This window comes from Roseovarius salincola, from assembly GCF_026891095.1.
In the GTDB taxonomy this organism is placed as follows: Bacteria; Pseudomonadota; Alphaproteobacteria; order Rhodobacterales; family Rhodobacteraceae; genus Roseovarius; species Roseovarius salincola.
This window is the reverse complement of sequence record NZ_JAPTNL010000005.1, coordinates 26,117-41,008: the sequence shown is the minus strand read 5'-3', so window position 1 is coordinate 41,008 and position 14,892 is coordinate 26,117. Positions and strand designations below refer to the sequence as shown.

The window sequence follows — 14,892 nt, the reverse complement described above, 5'->3', positions numbered from 1 at the left end:
CGATGGTAAACAGCGACACCTCAACCGTAGGGATCGTGGGCGCCGGCGCGATGGGGCGCGGCATAGCGCAGGTTGCGGCGACCGGAGGCTGCAACGTCCTTCTTTACGACGCGCGATCCGAAGCCACCACCGAAGCAATCAATTTCATCGGGGGGATGCTGGATCGCGCGGTCGAAAAAGGCCGGATGACCTCCGAAAACGCCGATGCCGCCAAGGCGCGACTGACCGGAGCGGATGATCTGGCCGCCTTTGCCGAAACCGATGTGGTCATCGAGGCGGTAAGCGAGGATATCGAGCTCAAGGCCAAGGTGTTCAGCGCTCTCGAACAGGCGACGCGGCCCGATTGCATCCTCGCCAGCAACACCTCGTCGCTCTCGATCACGCGCCTCGCCGCGTCTTGCGATCACCCCGAAAGGGTCGCCGGTTTCCACTTCTTCAACCCGGTGCCCTTGATGCCGCTGGTGGAAGTGATCGCCGGTATCCGCACGGATCAGGAGGTGATCGACAAGCTGGTCGCACTGGGCGAGATCATGGGCCGAACCCCGGTTCGCGTTGCAGATGCGCCCGGTTTCCTGGTGAACCAGGTGGGCCGGGGTTACACGCTCGAGGCCACCAACCTCGTGGCCGAGGGTGTCGCGGACTTTGCCGCGGTCGATCGGATCATGCGCGACGCGGCGGGGTTTCGCATGGGTCCCTTCGAGCTTCTGGATCTGACCGCGCTCGATGTGACGCACCCCGCAACCGTCGAGATCTACGAGCAATCCTACCATGAACCGCGCTTTCGTCCCGCCATGCTCATGGGGCAGCGCATGCAGGCCGGTCTGCTCGGACGCAAGACCCATCAGGGTCACTATACCTATCTGGACGGCAAGCAGCAAAAACCGGAAGAACCCGACGCCCCCGCATTCGAAGGCGGCACATTCTGGGTGGAACCGGGCGAAGACTGCGCCGCGCTGCAAGAGATCGTCCGCGCATCAGGCGCCGAACTGGATGAAGGCGACCGTCCAGGCGCCGATAGCTTTATCCTGATCACCCCGCTGGGAACGGACGCCAGCACCCATGCTGCGCAGGCCGGGCTTGATCCCGAACGCACCGTGGCCGTCGATCCGCTGTTCGGGTTTGCCGGTCGCCGCACGGCCATGAAGACCATCGTGACCCGCCCCGACGTTATGCGGAAAACCCATGCCATGCTGGCCAGCGACGCAACACCGGTCACGCCAATTCAGGACAGCCCCGGCTTCGTGGCGCAACGCATCGTGGCGATGATCACCGCCATCGGCGCGGGCGTGGCCCAGAACAGGATCGCGACGCCGGACGATATCGACCGGGCCGTCAAACTCGGTCTCAACTATCCCAACGGCCCCCTCGAGTTCGCAGACAAGCTCGGGATCGCCCGCGTTCTGAAAATCCTTGAAGGGATGAGCACCTGCACCGGCGACCCACGCTACAGGACCGGGCCTTGGCTGCACCGACGCGCCGCGCTCGGTCTTTCGGCGAAAACGCCAGAGACTCCGACGCGCAGCTGAGCCGCGCCCGGACGCAAAGAGATCAGAAAACGATGCCTATCGAAAGGAATGAACCATGCTCGATGCCTATATCTACGACGGTCTGCGCAGCCCCTTCGGACGCTCGGGCGGCGCACTGTCCGGCATCCGGCCCGATGACCTTCTTGCCGAGGTGATCCGGCCGCTCATGAGCCGCACGAAGCTTGACGGAAGCGCGATTGACGATGTCATTGTGGGCTGTGGCAACCAGGCGGGCGAAGACAGCCGCTGCGTCGCCCGTCACGCGGCCCTGCGCGCCGGGCTGCCCATCGAGGTGCCGGGCACGGTCGTCCAGCGCAACTGCGGAAGCGGGCTGGGCGCGATGATCTCCGCCGCGCATGCCCTGACCTGTGGCGAAGGCGACGTGGTGATTTCAGGCGGCGTCGAAAGCATGAGCCGCTCGCCTTTCGTAATCGGCAAACACGCGCGGCCCTTCGCCCGCCAGCTCGACTGGTATGACAGCGCCGTTGGTGCGCGCTTCCCGAACCCGCGGCTGGAAAAGGAATTCGGAAGCGACTCGATGCCCCAGACCGCCGACAATCTCGCGCAGGAACACGGGATCAGCCGCGACGAAAGCGACGCTTTCGCGCTGCGCTCACAGCAAGGCTGGGCGCGCGCGCATGAAAACAACCTCTTTGATGACGAGATCACCCCGGTTGCCGTTCCCGGCGGTCGTGGCCGCGATGACATCACCGTGGACACCGACGAACACCCCCGCCCAAAGACGGACCTCGAGGGGCTGTCGAAGCTGCGCGCCCTCAACCCCGACGGGGTCACTACCGCCGGCAGCGCCTCTGGCCTCAATGACGGCGCGGTGGCCCTGATGATGGGCAGCCGTGCCGCAGGCGACAAGATCGGCCGCGAACCCATTGCCCGCATCCTTGCCAGCGGCGTGGCGGGCGTGCCCCCGAGGACCATGGGCTACGGCCCGGTCCCGGCCTCCAGGCTGGCGCTGGAGCGCGCCGGGCTCGCCCTCTCGGACATGTCGGTAATCGAGATCAACGAGGCCTTCGCCGCCCAGGTTCTCGCCTGCATGAAAGGTCTCGATATCGCGGACGGGGACGACCGGGTGAACCCCAATGGCGGCGCCATTGCGCTTGGCCATCCCCTCGGGGCCTCTGGCCCGCGCATCGCCCTGACGGCCATTCACGAAGCCAAACGCCGCGGCGGGAAATATGCGCTGGCCACCATGTGCATCGGCATGGGCCAGGGCATCGCGATCGTCATGGAAGTGTTCTGATGTCGGATACAGGAAAACCGAGTTTCGATTGGCGCGACCCTCTGCTCATCGACGACCTGCTCGACGAGGAAGAGCGGATGATCCGCGACTCAGCCCGCGATTTCGCGCAAAAACGCCTGATGCCGCTGATCCTGGACTGGCACCGGCACGAAACCTTTGACCCCGATATCATGCGTGAACTCGGCGACATGGGTTTCCTGGGCATGCAGATCGACGGCTATGGCTGCGCCGGTGCCAGCTATACCGCCTACGGCCTTGTCGCACGCGAGCTGGAACGCGTCGATGCCGCTTTCCGCTCGGCCTGTGGCGTGCAGGGCGGGCTGGCCATGACGCCGATCCATCTCTACGGAAGCGAAGAGCAGAAGCAGAAATATCTTCCGCCGATGGCGCGCGGGGAACGCATCGGCTGTTTCGGCCTGACCGAACCCGACGCCGGATCAGACCCGTCCCGGATGCGCGCCCGCGCCCGCACGGTGGATGGCGGCTATCGCCTGAGCGGCAACAAGGTCTGGATCACCCATGCCTCCATCGCGGATGTCTTGGTGGTCTGGGCGCGCGATGACGAGGGAACCGTCCGCGGCTTCATCCTCGAACGTGGGCAAAGCGGGCTCGCGACACGCAAGATCGAGGGTAAGTTCTCGGTCCGGGCCTCGCCGACCGGCGAGATCGCGATGGATGATGTCTTTGTGCCCGAGGATCAGGTTCTGCCCCTGGCAAAAGGGCTTTCGGCGCCGCTGACCTGTCTGAACCGCGCCCGGCTGGCGATCTGCTGGGGGTCAATGGGGGCCGCCGAATTCTGCTGGGAAGCCTCGCGCGATTACGTGCTCGCGCGTGAACAATTCGGTCGCCCGCTCGCCGCAAGCCAGTTGGTGCAGGCGAAACTCGCCGAAATGCAAAGCGAAATCGCGCTGTCCCTGCACGCGACCCTGCGGCTCAGCCGCCTGCAGGACGAAGGCCGCGCAACGCCCGAGATGTTTTCCCTCGTCAAGCGCAACGCGGCCCGCAAAGCATTGGAAATATGCCGGACAGCCCGTGACATGCATGGCGGCAACGGCATTTCGGACGAGTATCACGTCGTCCGCCACATGCTGAACCTCGAGGTCGAAAACACGCTCGAGGGCACTTACGACATCCATTCGCTGGTGCTGGGTGCCGCGCAGACGGGCATCCGCGCTTTCGCCGGCTGACAGGAAGGAACGCAAAATGGTTTCACCAGAAACAAAAACCACGATCGACGGGCTGATTGAAAAGGCCCGCAACGCGATGGCCCAATTCGCGGACGCCACGCAGGCGCAGGCCGACGAGGCCGTCACCGCCCTTGCCTGGGCGATTTATGAACCCGGCCGGGCAAGGCGGCTGGCGGAAATGGCCGTTGAGCAGACGGGCCTCGGCGACGTGGACAGCAAGATCGTCAAGAACCAGCGCAAGACCTTTGGCTGCCTGCGCGACCTCAGCCGGGTCCGAAGCGTCGGCGTGATCGAGGACGACCCGGATAAAGGCATGGTAAAATACGCCAAGCCGGTGGGCGTTGTCGCCGCCGTCACCCCCTCGACCAACCCGACGGCGACGCCCGTCAACAAGGCCATGTTCGCCCTCAAAAGCCGTAACGCGGTCATTATCGCGCCCTCGCCGTCCGGATGGGGCGCGACTTCGGCCGCCGTTGATTTCATGCGCGCGGAACTCGAGAAATGCGGCTACCCTGCGGATCTGGTGCAGATCCTTCCGCAGCCCGTCAACAAGGCGCTGACGCAGGAACTGATGGAACAGGCCGATCTCGTCGTGGTCACCGGCTCGCAGAACAACGTCCGGCGCGCTTATTCGTCGGGAACACCCGCAATCGGGGTCGGCGCGGGCAATGTGCCTGTCGTCATCGACGCGGATGCCGATCTCGACGATGCCGCGGCCAAGATCTGCCGCTCCAAGACCTTCGACAACGCCACCTCCTGTTCCTCCGAAAACTCGGTATTGATCCACGACTCCGTTTACGACGACGCCATCGCGGCGCTGCGCCGGGCGGGTGGCCATCTCTGTTCCGCCGACGAAAAGGCGCGCATCCGTGAAAGGCTCTGGACCAACGGCAAGCTGAACCGCCAGGTCATTGCCAAGAACGCCGACACGCTCAGGGATATCTTCGAACTCGGCCCCGAGGCGCAGGACGCGCGCTTTTTCATGGTCGAGGAAGACCGGCCCGACCCTGACAGCCCGTTCACCGACGAAAAACTGTCGCTGGTACTGACGGTTTACGGCGTGCGCGATATCGAGGATGCGAAGGCGCAGCTGAACACGATCCTGGACGTGTGCGGCAAGGGGCATTCCGTAGGCATCCACACCAACACGCCCGCGCATGCCAAGGAACTGGCGGAGTCCATCGATGTGGTGCGCGTTCTGGTCAATCAGGCGCACACCATGGGCAACGGCGGCAGTTTCGACAACGCGCTCGAATTCACCCTTTCGATGGGCGGCGGAACCTGGGCGGGAAACTCGATCACCGAAAACCTCAACGCCCGCCACTTCATGAACATCACGCATCTCGTGCGAACAATTCCGCTGGACCAGCCGGCAGAGGAACACCTGTTCGGGGAATATTGGCAACGACATGGAAAATAAGGGAACCGAACGCATGAAGGACCGGAACGGGCGCGACGCCCTCGACTGCCTGCTTTCACCGCGCTCCATCGCCATCGTCGGCGTGTCGAGCGACTTCAACAAGCTCAATGGCCGGGTGATGAAATTCCTGCTCGAAAAGGGCTACAAGGGCCGGATTTTCCCGGTGAACCCGAAATACGAGGATGTCGGCGGTCATCGCTGTTTCGCCACCATCGGCGATATCGGTGAAGCCCCGGAACTGGCGGTCATCTCGGTTCCCGCCAAGGTCGTCCCCGAGCAGCTCGAGGCGGCGGGAAAGGCCGGCGTGCGCGCGGTAATCGTGTTCAGTTCCGGCTTCGGCGAGATGGGCGAGGAAGGCCGTGAAAAGGAACGCCAGGTCGTTGAGATCGCAAAGCGCCACGGAATGCGGCTCTGCGGGCCGAACACACTCGGGGTGATCAACGCCTTCGAGGGGGCTTTTGCCACGTTCACGCAATACGGCATGGGCAGCACCAATCCGGGGCCGGTGGGCTTTGTCACCCAGTCGGGCGCATTCGGCACCGCCATCGCGGCACTGGCGCGCAAGCGCGGGCTGGGGCTTGGCTACTTCGCGAATACCGGGAACGAAACCGATGTGACCTTCGCGGATTGCCTCGGGCGCATCGTCGAAGACCCGCGCATCACCACGCTGGCGGGCTATATCGAGGGCATCACCGACGGCCCCGGCTTCGTTTCGGCCGCGCGCCGGGCGATGGAATTGGGCAAGCCGCTGGTCGTCACGAAGGTCGGCCGCACCGCATCCGGCGCGCGGGCGGCGTCGTCCCACACCGGGGCGCTGGCGGGCGAGGACGCGGTCTTTGACGGCATCGCGCGCCAGCACGGCGTGATCCGCGCCCGCAACGAGGAACACATGCTCGACATCGTGGACATGTCCACGACCACGCCCTGCCCCCAAGGTCGCGGCGTCGGCATTGTCACCCAGTCCGGCGGCGCTGGCGTTCTCATGAGCGACCGCGCCGAAGAGGTCGGCCTCAACGTGCCGCAACTTTCCGAACAGACCGTCGCGCGCCTGCGCGATATCCTGCCCGCCTTTGGCGCCGCGGGAAATCCGGTGGATGTCACCGCGCAGTTCATCGCCGATCCCTCGATGCTCAAGGAAAGCGTGAAAGCGGTGCTGGACGATCCCGATGTGCATGTGGCCGCCGTCTGGTTGCAGCTCATGGATGGCTTCGTCGACACTCTCACCCAGACATTCCGCGAGCTGAAGGAAGAAACCGAGAAACCGTTCGTGGTCTCCTGGGTCGCCGCCCCCGAGGAAGGGCTGCGCGCCCTGCGCGAACTGGGCATCTGCGCCCTGCGCGGGGCGGAGCCCACGATCGACGCGATCGCGGCGCTGGTCGACTGGGAGGAGGCACGTCAAGCACGACTGGCCGATGCTGGCGAGACATCCGATGAACCCGCCCTGCCCGCGCCCGGCCCCGGTTTCGTTCCCACGACGAAATCGGTGCGCCTGCTGCGTGACGCCGGCGTGCCCGTGGCCCGTGTCGGGCTTGCGACCACCTGCGAGCAGGCGATCGAACATGCCGGGCGCATCGGCTGGCCTGTCGCTCTCAAGATCGAGTCGCCCGACATCCTCCACAAGACCGAGATCGGCGGCGTCGAGATCGGGCTTGCGGACGCCGACAGCCTGCGCGCCGCTTACGAGCGCATCACCCGGCGCGCGGCCTTGGCCGCACCCCAGGCGCGGATCGACGGCGTCATCGTCCAGCAGATGGGAAGCGGCACCGTCGAGATGGTGATCGGCCTGCGCCGCGATCCGGAATTCGGCCCCGTGGTGATGGTCGGCATGGGCGGCATCCTGATCGAGGTTCAAAAGGATGTCGTGTTCAACCGCGCACCCGTCACCGAAGCCGAGGCCGCGCGGATGCTCGACAGGCTGAAAGGCAAGGTGATGCTGGACGGCGTTCGCGGCGCGCCACCCGTTGACCGCGAGGCGCTGTGTCAGATGATCAGCGCGGTGTCGCGCTTTGGCGCCGCCTCGGCGGACTGGCTCGAAGAGCTGGACCTGAACCCGGTGCTGGCCGGGCCGGACGGTGCGATCGCCGTTGACTGCCTGCTCATCTCAGAGCGTTGAACTGCCAAAGGCACAGGCCGCCCGGACAACTCCGGGCGGCCTGATCCTCAATCAGCCCATGCCGGGTCCGACCCTCAGGATCAGGTCGGTTTCCGGGGTATCGCCAGGCGCTGCGCGCAAACCGCTATGCGGGCAGATCCATGCGCCGTCCGACGCCTCAGCCGGTTTCGCCACCCATAGCCGCTGCCCCGCCTTTTCCAGAACCGGGCTGTCACCAGGCGCAGCCGTCCATCCGCCCTCGCCGGTTTCCAGCGCAATTGTCGAAATCAGCTCCCCCGCCAGCCTCGGGTTGAAGCGCCGATCGACCAGTCCGGTGCGCGTGAAATAGCCCCGGTCAGCATCGTCCATCGTATCAAGGATGACATTGATCCCGAACCCGATCGCCGCCAGGGTCGTTTCGGCAAAGCGTTCCGCATTCGCCACCGGGTCTTCGAAGGCCTCCGCCGGGCTGGCTTCCGTGGATTTCACATAAAGCACCGGCGCGCAGCCCGTCGTCGCCATAAAACCGGACAGGCTGCGGGCCGTCGTCCAGGGCGAGACGCTGCGCGGAATCGTGAACTGCGCGCCATCGATCAGCCCCGGATGCTGGCCGATGAACGCTTCAAGCTCGTCGATCTCGGCCAGCGTGAAACCGTGACTGATCAGATGGTTGAACCGCGCGCCGGTATGCTTGGCGCCATCCTTGCGATTGACCCTCGACAGAATGACGCGAAGACCGGCCTCGGCCTTCAGGGCCCCGATATCCTTGGCCAGTTCGTCGGCCTCTTCCCAGTTCAAGACAAGCTCGAGACGGTCCAACAGGCCGGAATGCGCAATCAGAAGCGCCCGTTCCGCGTCATCCGGCATCCCGTAAAGGTAAACTTGGAAACGGTGACCAAGACCCACCAGGATCTCCATGCGGCGGCGAATGCGCGGATCGGAAAGGTCCTGGATCGGAACCCGCAACCCCTTCAGCCCCATTTCCCACATCGCCATCAACGGATAATCGTTGCGCGCACGCTTGCGCCGAAACTCGTCGACGGCACCGGAGGGCGCAACCACCAGTTCCTCGGCCCAGGCGTGGCGCATATCCACGAAGGCATGGTCCAGACCACCCGTCTTGACATGCGGGCGCGGCGCGACCGCCCTGGCCGCCCCGCCATCCGGCGAAAGCGTGGCGCCATAGCTGCGATGGTATTTCGCAACATGTCCGTTCTCGCGGATCTCCAATGTCAGGAACCCTAGCTTCGCGGAATCGTTGCGCCCCTTCTGATCGCCGCCTTCGATCCGGTACATTTCTGAATAATCGTGACGCACGAAACAGGTGGACGGGGTGATGTAATACGCCGTTTCGCCGATATGGTCGTACCAGAAATTATGGACATGCGCGCTGAACAGGGCCTCGGGCTCGTATCTTCGGATGAGGTTCAGGAACCAGCTGCGCGCGGGTTCTTCGATATTGTCATAGCTGCCGGGTTCCGCCGGGTCGCTGATATAAGGCGGATAATGGCTGAAGACGAAGATGCGCTCGCCCTGGTGCTTGGCCAGATACTTTTCAAGCCACGCGGCCTGCTCGGCCTCGGCTGGATCGCCTGAATTCATCAAAGGCGCGTTGACGACGACGAAATGGCAGCCATTGCTGACGACCGCGTAATAATCCTTGCCGAAATGCTTGCGATAAAGCGCGATGAACGCGCTGTTCACCATGCCTGCCGGCATCCATTTCACCGGCTTGTCGCCGATGTCGTGATTACCCGGCACCAGATGGATCGGCGCCTTCAGATCTGCTGCAATGCTGTGGAAATTGTCTGCGGCCGGTCCGTAACTTTCGAGTTCGGGCACCGGGTTGACCATGTCGCCCAGATGTATGGTGAATTCCGGCTCGATCTGGTTGACCTGCGAGAAGACATGCCGCGCCCGCGGGTTGGCCTGCGCATTGGCAGGATACGGCGAGGCCGAGAAATCCTCTTTCTCATTCACATGCGTGTCCGAAACGATCGCAACTTTGAACAAGATCTCGCCAATCGGGTTTTTGGTCATATCACTTCCGCCTGAAAAATTCGTTCGGAATTCAGTTATCACAACATTAGCATGATAGAAAGAATTGATCCGCATACCCACAGGGGCGCCCGCCCTGTTAACCGAGCGCGATGCCGTTCCGGAAACCGACGCGATACCGATGTGATACCGATGCGACACCGATGGCTGCTTTTCTATATTAATCAGTTTGTTAAGCCGATTCGCCGCTCAGAATGGCGGCTTGGCGCAAAACCGCATTCCGGCGCCGCCATCGGAATGGCGCATCAGGCGGGGATATTGCGCCGCAATGCAGACCGTGCAAAATCCGACCCGCGTTCGCGCCGCCGGGCATATCGAAAATCCATCTTCGGGTAGGTCGGTCGAATGCACGCCACAACCGACAACTCCGTCGCCCGCATCGAAAGCCCGGCCGGTTGGTCCGAGATGGGAGAGCGGCCGGATTTCAGGGAGATCACGGTCGTCACCTCCGGCGTGCTGCACGTCGAAGCCGAGACCGGGGTCCACATCCTCCCTGCCGGCGAAGCGGTGATCTGCGGCTACGGGGAATGGATGCGCTAAGGCACCCCTGACGCTCCGACGCGATATGTGGCGATCTGCACCCCGGCATTTGCACCGCACCTTGTCCACCGCGATCGTGAGACCCGGTCAAAAGTGCCCTGACACGAATGTGACCCTCACACCGCGGCACCGCGCGAATATCATTTCAAGATCTGCCAGCACAGGCCGCGCCCGGATCGTTCGCGCGTGACAGCGCAGGGTCTATGGGATCGGATCAGGCCGGTTGTTCCGTGGCGGCGAGGCGCGATATCGCTTCCCCGCTGATTTCCTGACGGCCTGCGGCCCATGTCTTGCGCGCCTCCTGTGTGACACACGCCAGGATATCCTGTGACGGGCGGCAGGCAGGCGCGGGGCGCATCCCATCCTCGTGGAACAGGTAAAGACGCGAGGCGAATGTCTCAAAGGGCAGCGATGCCTCGCCAAAACGCTCTCCCGCCCCATGCGTCGAGACAACCGCCCCTTTGCCCCAATCCTGTCCGGAATCGTTGTTGGGGTTGTAGAAATAGACGCGCATTTCACCTTCGCGATCCGGGGCCACGCGCAGGATGGTAATCGCGTGCCAGCCGACGAAGCGGCCCGCGGCGTCGGTTGCCGCAACGCCCGCCGGCTGGGGGTGGATGACAGGCTCACCGCCATTGTAGTCCGGATGATAGGCCATGTGAAAACGGGCGATGAAATCCTCTGCCCCTGCCAGCGCGCCGGTCGGGACGTCGACTGCCACGGCGCAGACACGCCCCACCCACCAGCCATGAAATTCGGGGTTGATCCAGATATGCGGATCGTCATTGCGGTCGGCGCAGAGGCGTCCCATCTCGGCATAGATCCGGTCCAGATGCGGCACCAGCACGACCGAAACGGGGTCGGCATCGAGCGGCGCGCCGATGGCCAGCCCCTCCGGTAATGCGCCCGAGTTGATCGCCCGGCCTTCGAAATGCATCAACACCGTGTCCATGCGCGCCGCCTGCGCCACCAGATGCAGCAGATAGTCTGGATCGTTCTGTCCCCACATGGCGATGGCGCGGGCCGACTGGCAGGTCGGGTTCGCACCCTGCCCCACGCCCAAGGGTTGCCCCAGCACCTGGATGCACCCCGCCAAAAGCAGATCAGCCGGTTGCGCGACATGCAGGCCCGCGACCGAGAGCCGCTCGGCGACGGCCGGACAAGGCGCGAGTTCCAGTTGACGACGAAAGGCGGGGGCGATCGGCCCGTGATGCAGGATTCCCCGGTCAAGTAACAGCGACAGCCCATAGAGCGCCTGCGCCGTTTCAGGCCGCACTGCGCGCTGGATCAGCTCGATCACGAGGCCGCGATGCTGCTGCAGGCAATCGCGCCCGGTGCTGCCCAATCCAAGCGTGTCGGCGATCATGCCGTCATGCTCGGTATCGAGCACCCAAAGCAGGAAGGCGGCATGGTAATCCGAGACAAGCCCCGTATCGTGCATGGCCCGCGCAAGACCCTGCGCTTCGTGGCGCAGGTCGGTCTCGTCCATCATGGCGAGGCGTTCGCGATATCTCTCGAGCCCCGGATCGCCCATGCAGGCCGCTGTCGGGCCGAACAGGGCCGAAACGAGGCGGTCGGCCCCGAGCCGCCTGTCTCCGACCTCGCCACCGCGCTCGCTCAGGGTGATGGCGATCTGCGCGATCATGTCCTTGGCAGGCGCAACCTGAATCGGCCGTTGGCGCAGGATGCGCCAGATTTCGTCAACCAGTTCACCCAGCACATCCTGAAAGCCGACATGATCCGCCAGATACCGGAAAAGCGCATCTGTGGCGGTCTGCTGCGTGCCTGCCGCGCGGGCCGCTTCGTCTGTGGCCCCGAAGAAGCGACGCATATTGAGCGCGAGCACCTGTGTCAGGAAACGCCGGGCAGCGGCGGCATGGATACCGGGGTGCTCGGTCTCGCCCCTGGCCACGGCAAGCAACCGCAGAAGGCTGACCGCCTCGGCAGAGACCGAGGCCGGCGCGCCATGCTCGAGCGTGCCCGAAACGAGGCCCGGAAGCAGGTTGGCGGGCGCGTCCCAATCGGAGCCGGCAAAGAGTCCCGCCGCATCCATGCGCGGGGCCAGAAGGTGAAGCTTCTCTATCCCGCCCGGCGCGCGCAGAAGCCGCCCCACGACGTCCAGAACCTGCGCCTGAAAGCGCGGCTTGGCAAAGGGGCGGGCTTGCCGGAGATGCTCCAGCGGGCCTTCGAGCGTGGCCGCGAGACGGTCCGCTTCGGCAACCTGATCGGTATCCGCCATCAGCGCTGCGCTCCGGTATGATCAAACATAGAAATCAACCTCTTCCTGTGCCTTCAGCAGATCGCGCAGACGATGCGGATCCTCGCCGAAAAAGTAGACGAGGCCCCAGTGCGTACCGAAAGCCGTGCGCTTTGTCACCTTCTGCTGCATTGGCTGGGCCAATTCATGAAACTCGAAATAGGGATCCCTGGCGGTGTCCTCGGGGACTTCCATCCGCTCGACCACACGCCGGCGCGGATAGGCCCCGAAACACCCGGCATGGCCCGTTGCATCCTCGACAGGCGTGGGAAAGAACGCCTCCAGCTCCTCTTGCGTGGTCTTGGGATCGAAGGCCAGCACGATACCCTGATAGCCGTTGAAACCGTAGGCCCGCTCGATCAGCTCGAGTGCATTGAAGCCCGGCGGCCGATACGCGACTTCGCCGAAATACATCGTGCCGTCATTGGTGACGAAATATTCCGGGTGGATGAACCCAAAGTCGATGTCGAACGCCTTGATCAGTTTGTTGATCTCCGCCTCGATCCTGGGTCGCCAGGATTCAAGCTCCGGCGTGGCCGGAACGAAGACCGAATAGCCAAGCGTCACGTATTCCGAGATGTTGAGGAACTGGATCTTGCCATTCTTGATCCATGCCTCCACCGCGAATTCCCAGCCATCCAGATGGCTTTCAAGCAGGGCCGGAAACTCGTCGCCGGAGATCGAGTCGACATCCTCGACCGTCCGGATCGTGCGGTGACCAAGGCAACCCGCCTTGTCGAACGCCTTGAAGTGGATCGGATCGTCGGGGTCGCCTTCCAGCTTGAGCAGGGTCTGGTTCACGCGCTTGAGAAAGCGCACGACATCCGCGTGGTTGTCCGCCTCCTCGAAGATGCCGACGCGGATGCCCGCCAACTGCGCCCGCCGCTTCATCAGCGACTTGTCGCGAAACAACATCGACTGGCCCAGAAGGCGTGGATTATCGAGCAGCACGGAATTGATCGCCCCCGCCCATTCGACGGTTTCCTCGAATAACGGGATCGCGACGTCACAGCCCTCGTCCTTGAGCATATGCGCGATCTCATGCGAGCGCTCATTGAGCCGATCGAAATCCCAGGCGATGAACGGAATATCATTGGCCCTGGCATAATCCTCGGCCCAGGGTGGCGCGACAATCACATAGCGCCGGTCAAACCGGTCGATGGCGTCGATCGCGTTCGGCGACCAGCCCAAGATCGCCACATAGCCCTTGTCTGGATTCTTCTCGGTCATGATTGGCCTTTCGTGTCGGTATGAATGCGCGGACGCGAACCGGGCTAGCAGTGCCAGGACCGCGATATGGATATGCGGAATCGTAAAATTTTCGTTCGCCCCTTTGGAAACTACATAGCATATCTAACCATTACTTCAAATTTTTGTTCCTTTTGAATCTCGGCTAACTTTGGGAAAGGTGCATTTTATCGTTATTATATTGTCTTTTATATTGATGGAATCGACGAAATGCTAAGGTCCACGCATCAGAAAGGTAATTCATAAAACCTAAATACCAGGTCGCAGATCTGCCTGACGTCAAGACCCGCCTCAGAATGAACGCCCTGCGCGAATGCCGGCGGGGCCAAGCTGGCGGGCTGGCGATCTTTGCGCGTGTCCTCGCCGCCGGGTCGGATCCTGCAGCGGGGTCGCCGCTTACTTTCGCGACATCACCCGGGGCGCTGGAGTCGATCAGCACCGGATTGCGACTGGATGCGATTTTGTTCGGGCTGCTTTTCCTCGCCGCGCTCTCGTCCTCTATCGGTCGCGCCAAGCTGGTCACCGCAGCCCTGCGTGAACAGTGGTCGGGAATGAAAAGCGCGACCGCGACTCTGCCTGGCATCGGTCTGATCGTGCTGGTCGGCCTATCTTCGGCCCTGTCTGACGCCATGGCCCGTGCATACGAAAGCTAGGCGACCATGATCCGGGACGGACAACGCGGCGAAGGCGGCATCGACATGCTCAGAACTGCGCGTGCAAACCCCAAGGCTGCGGCGTTTCAGTCCTGCTGCACCTCTTCAAGACCCCGCGCCAGCGCGTCCTTGTAGCTGACCGACGCGGCCGAGCGCGCCACAGCCAGCACTGCAAGACAGGCCACGATGACAACCCCCGCCACGGCCCCCGACAATAGCAGCGCAGCCCCAGCAATGCCAAACGCGGCCAGCCCCTGCACCGCGCTGCCCGAGGCCCAGAACCGTTTGCGCTGCGTGCTGGCCTCGACCCGGCGGGTGAGCGCCAGTTGCGGCAAGAGCGCGCCCGCCTCGCGGACGGACACCAGCCGCCCGACCATTGCCCCCGGTGCTGCGAGGGCTGTCAGCAACCATGACAGCACCAGCTTGGGGTCGATCAGCGCATCCGCTGTCTTGGTCAGGGTCAGCGCGGCGACATGCACGACCCCGTTGCGCACCTCGCCGGGGCGGATGTCATCCTTGCCGGTCCCGGTTACGGTGCGGAAGGCCGATTTCACCGGATCGCTCATCGGGGCGCAAACCTTGCGGCTGTCATCCGAATCCAGCTGCGCGCGCCCATCTTGACCGCACCATGAAAGACGGCGTTCAGGCTGCAG

General features: G+C 63.6%; 11 protein-coding genes. 7 read left to right on the top strand and 4 right to left on the bottom strand.

Annotated features, from left to right (window positions below; all coding sequences use genetic code 11):
- Window positions 1-2: 2 nt before the first annotated feature.
- Genes N5A93_RS07900 through N5A93_RS07880 form a run of 5 tightly spaced genes read left to right on the top strand, consistent with a single transcriptional unit; the run spans window position 3 to window position 7,504 of the window.
- Window positions 3-1,526 carry a 3-hydroxyacyl-CoA dehydrogenase gene (locus N5A93_RS07900; protein ID WP_268954544.1) on the top strand — a complete coding sequence of 508 codons (1,524 nt, stop codon included), beginning with the start codon at window positions 3-5 and terminating at the stop codon, window positions 1,524-1,526.
- A gap of 55 nt (window positions 1,527-1,581) precedes the next feature.
- Window positions 1,582-2,784 carry an acetyl-CoA C-acyltransferase gene (locus N5A93_RS07895; protein ID WP_268954543.1) on the top strand — a complete coding sequence of 401 codons (1,203 nt, stop codon included), beginning with the start codon at window positions 1,582-1,584 and terminating at the stop codon, window positions 2,782-2,784.
- Window positions 2,784-3,971 carry an acyl-CoA dehydrogenase family protein gene (locus N5A93_RS07890; RefSeq protein WP_268954542.1) on the top strand — a complete coding sequence of 396 codons (1,188 nt, stop codon included), beginning with the start codon at window positions 2,784-2,786 and terminating at the stop codon, window positions 3,969-3,971. The genes N5A93_RS07895 and N5A93_RS07890 overlap by 1 nt, the downstream gene beginning before the upstream one ends.
- 16 nt (window positions 3,972-3,987) lie before the next feature.
- Window positions 3,988-5,391, top strand: coding sequence for an acylating sulfoacetaldehyde dehydrogenase (sauS, locus tag N5A93_RS07885; protein ID WP_268954541.1), 1,404 nt, complete (start codon window positions 3,988-3,990; stop codon window positions 5,389-5,391).
- Window positions 5,381-7,504 (top strand): acetate--CoA ligase family protein, encoded by a 2,124-nt coding sequence (locus N5A93_RS07880; protein WP_268954540.1) that lies wholly within the window; start codon window positions 5,381-5,383, stop codon window positions 7,502-7,504. The genes sauS and N5A93_RS07880 overlap by 11 nt, the downstream gene beginning before the upstream one ends.
- 51 nt (window positions 7,505-7,555) lie before the next feature.
- On the opposite strand, the gene N5A93_RS07875 is transcribed toward N5A93_RS07880, so the two are convergent.
- Window positions 7,556-9,523: a metallophosphoesterase family protein gene (locus N5A93_RS07875; protein WP_268954539.1), complete on the bottom strand. Its 1,968-nt coding sequence runs from the start codon at window positions 9,521-9,523 to the stop codon at window positions 7,556-7,558.
- A gap of 363 nt (window positions 9,524-9,886) precedes the next feature.
- Here N5A93_RS07875 and N5A93_RS07870 point away from each other — a divergent pair, with 363 nt between their 5' ends.
- A complete protein-coding gene (locus N5A93_RS07870) occupies window positions 9,887-10,081 on the top strand; it encodes a hypothetical protein (RefSeq protein WP_268954538.1) in 195 nt (64 codons plus the stop codon).
- Between the two features lie 214 nt (window positions 10,082-10,295).
- Here N5A93_RS07870 and N5A93_RS07865 read toward each other — a convergent pair whose 3' ends face one another.
- Together N5A93_RS07865 and N5A93_RS07860 are read right to left on the bottom strand one after the other, a co-directional pair.
- Window positions 10,296-12,320 (bottom strand): hypothetical protein, encoded by a 2,025-nt coding sequence (locus tag N5A93_RS07865; RefSeq protein WP_268954537.1) that lies wholly within the window; start codon window positions 12,318-12,320, stop codon window positions 10,296-10,298.
- A gap of 21 nt (window positions 12,321-12,341) precedes the next feature.
- Window positions 12,342-13,568: an ATP-grasp domain-containing protein gene (locus tag N5A93_RS07860; protein ID WP_268954536.1), complete on the bottom strand. Its 1,227-nt coding sequence runs from the start codon at window positions 13,566-13,568 to the stop codon at window positions 12,342-12,344.
- Window positions 13,569-13,882: 314 nt separating this feature from the next.
- Between N5A93_RS07860 and N5A93_RS07855 the strand changes: the two genes are divergently transcribed.
- Window positions 13,883-14,239 (top strand): SLC5/6 family protein, encoded by a 357-nt coding sequence (locus N5A93_RS07855; protein WP_268954535.1) that lies wholly within the window; start codon window positions 13,883-13,885, stop codon window positions 14,237-14,239.
- An 86-nt stretch (window positions 14,240-14,325) separates the two neighbouring features.
- Here N5A93_RS07855 and N5A93_RS07850 read toward each other — a convergent pair whose 3' ends face one another.
- Entirely contained in the window at window positions 14,326-14,805 is a 480-nt protein-coding gene (locus tag N5A93_RS07850; protein WP_268954534.1) for a hypothetical protein, read from the bottom strand.
- Between the last annotated feature and the right edge of the window lie 87 nt (window positions 14,806-14,892).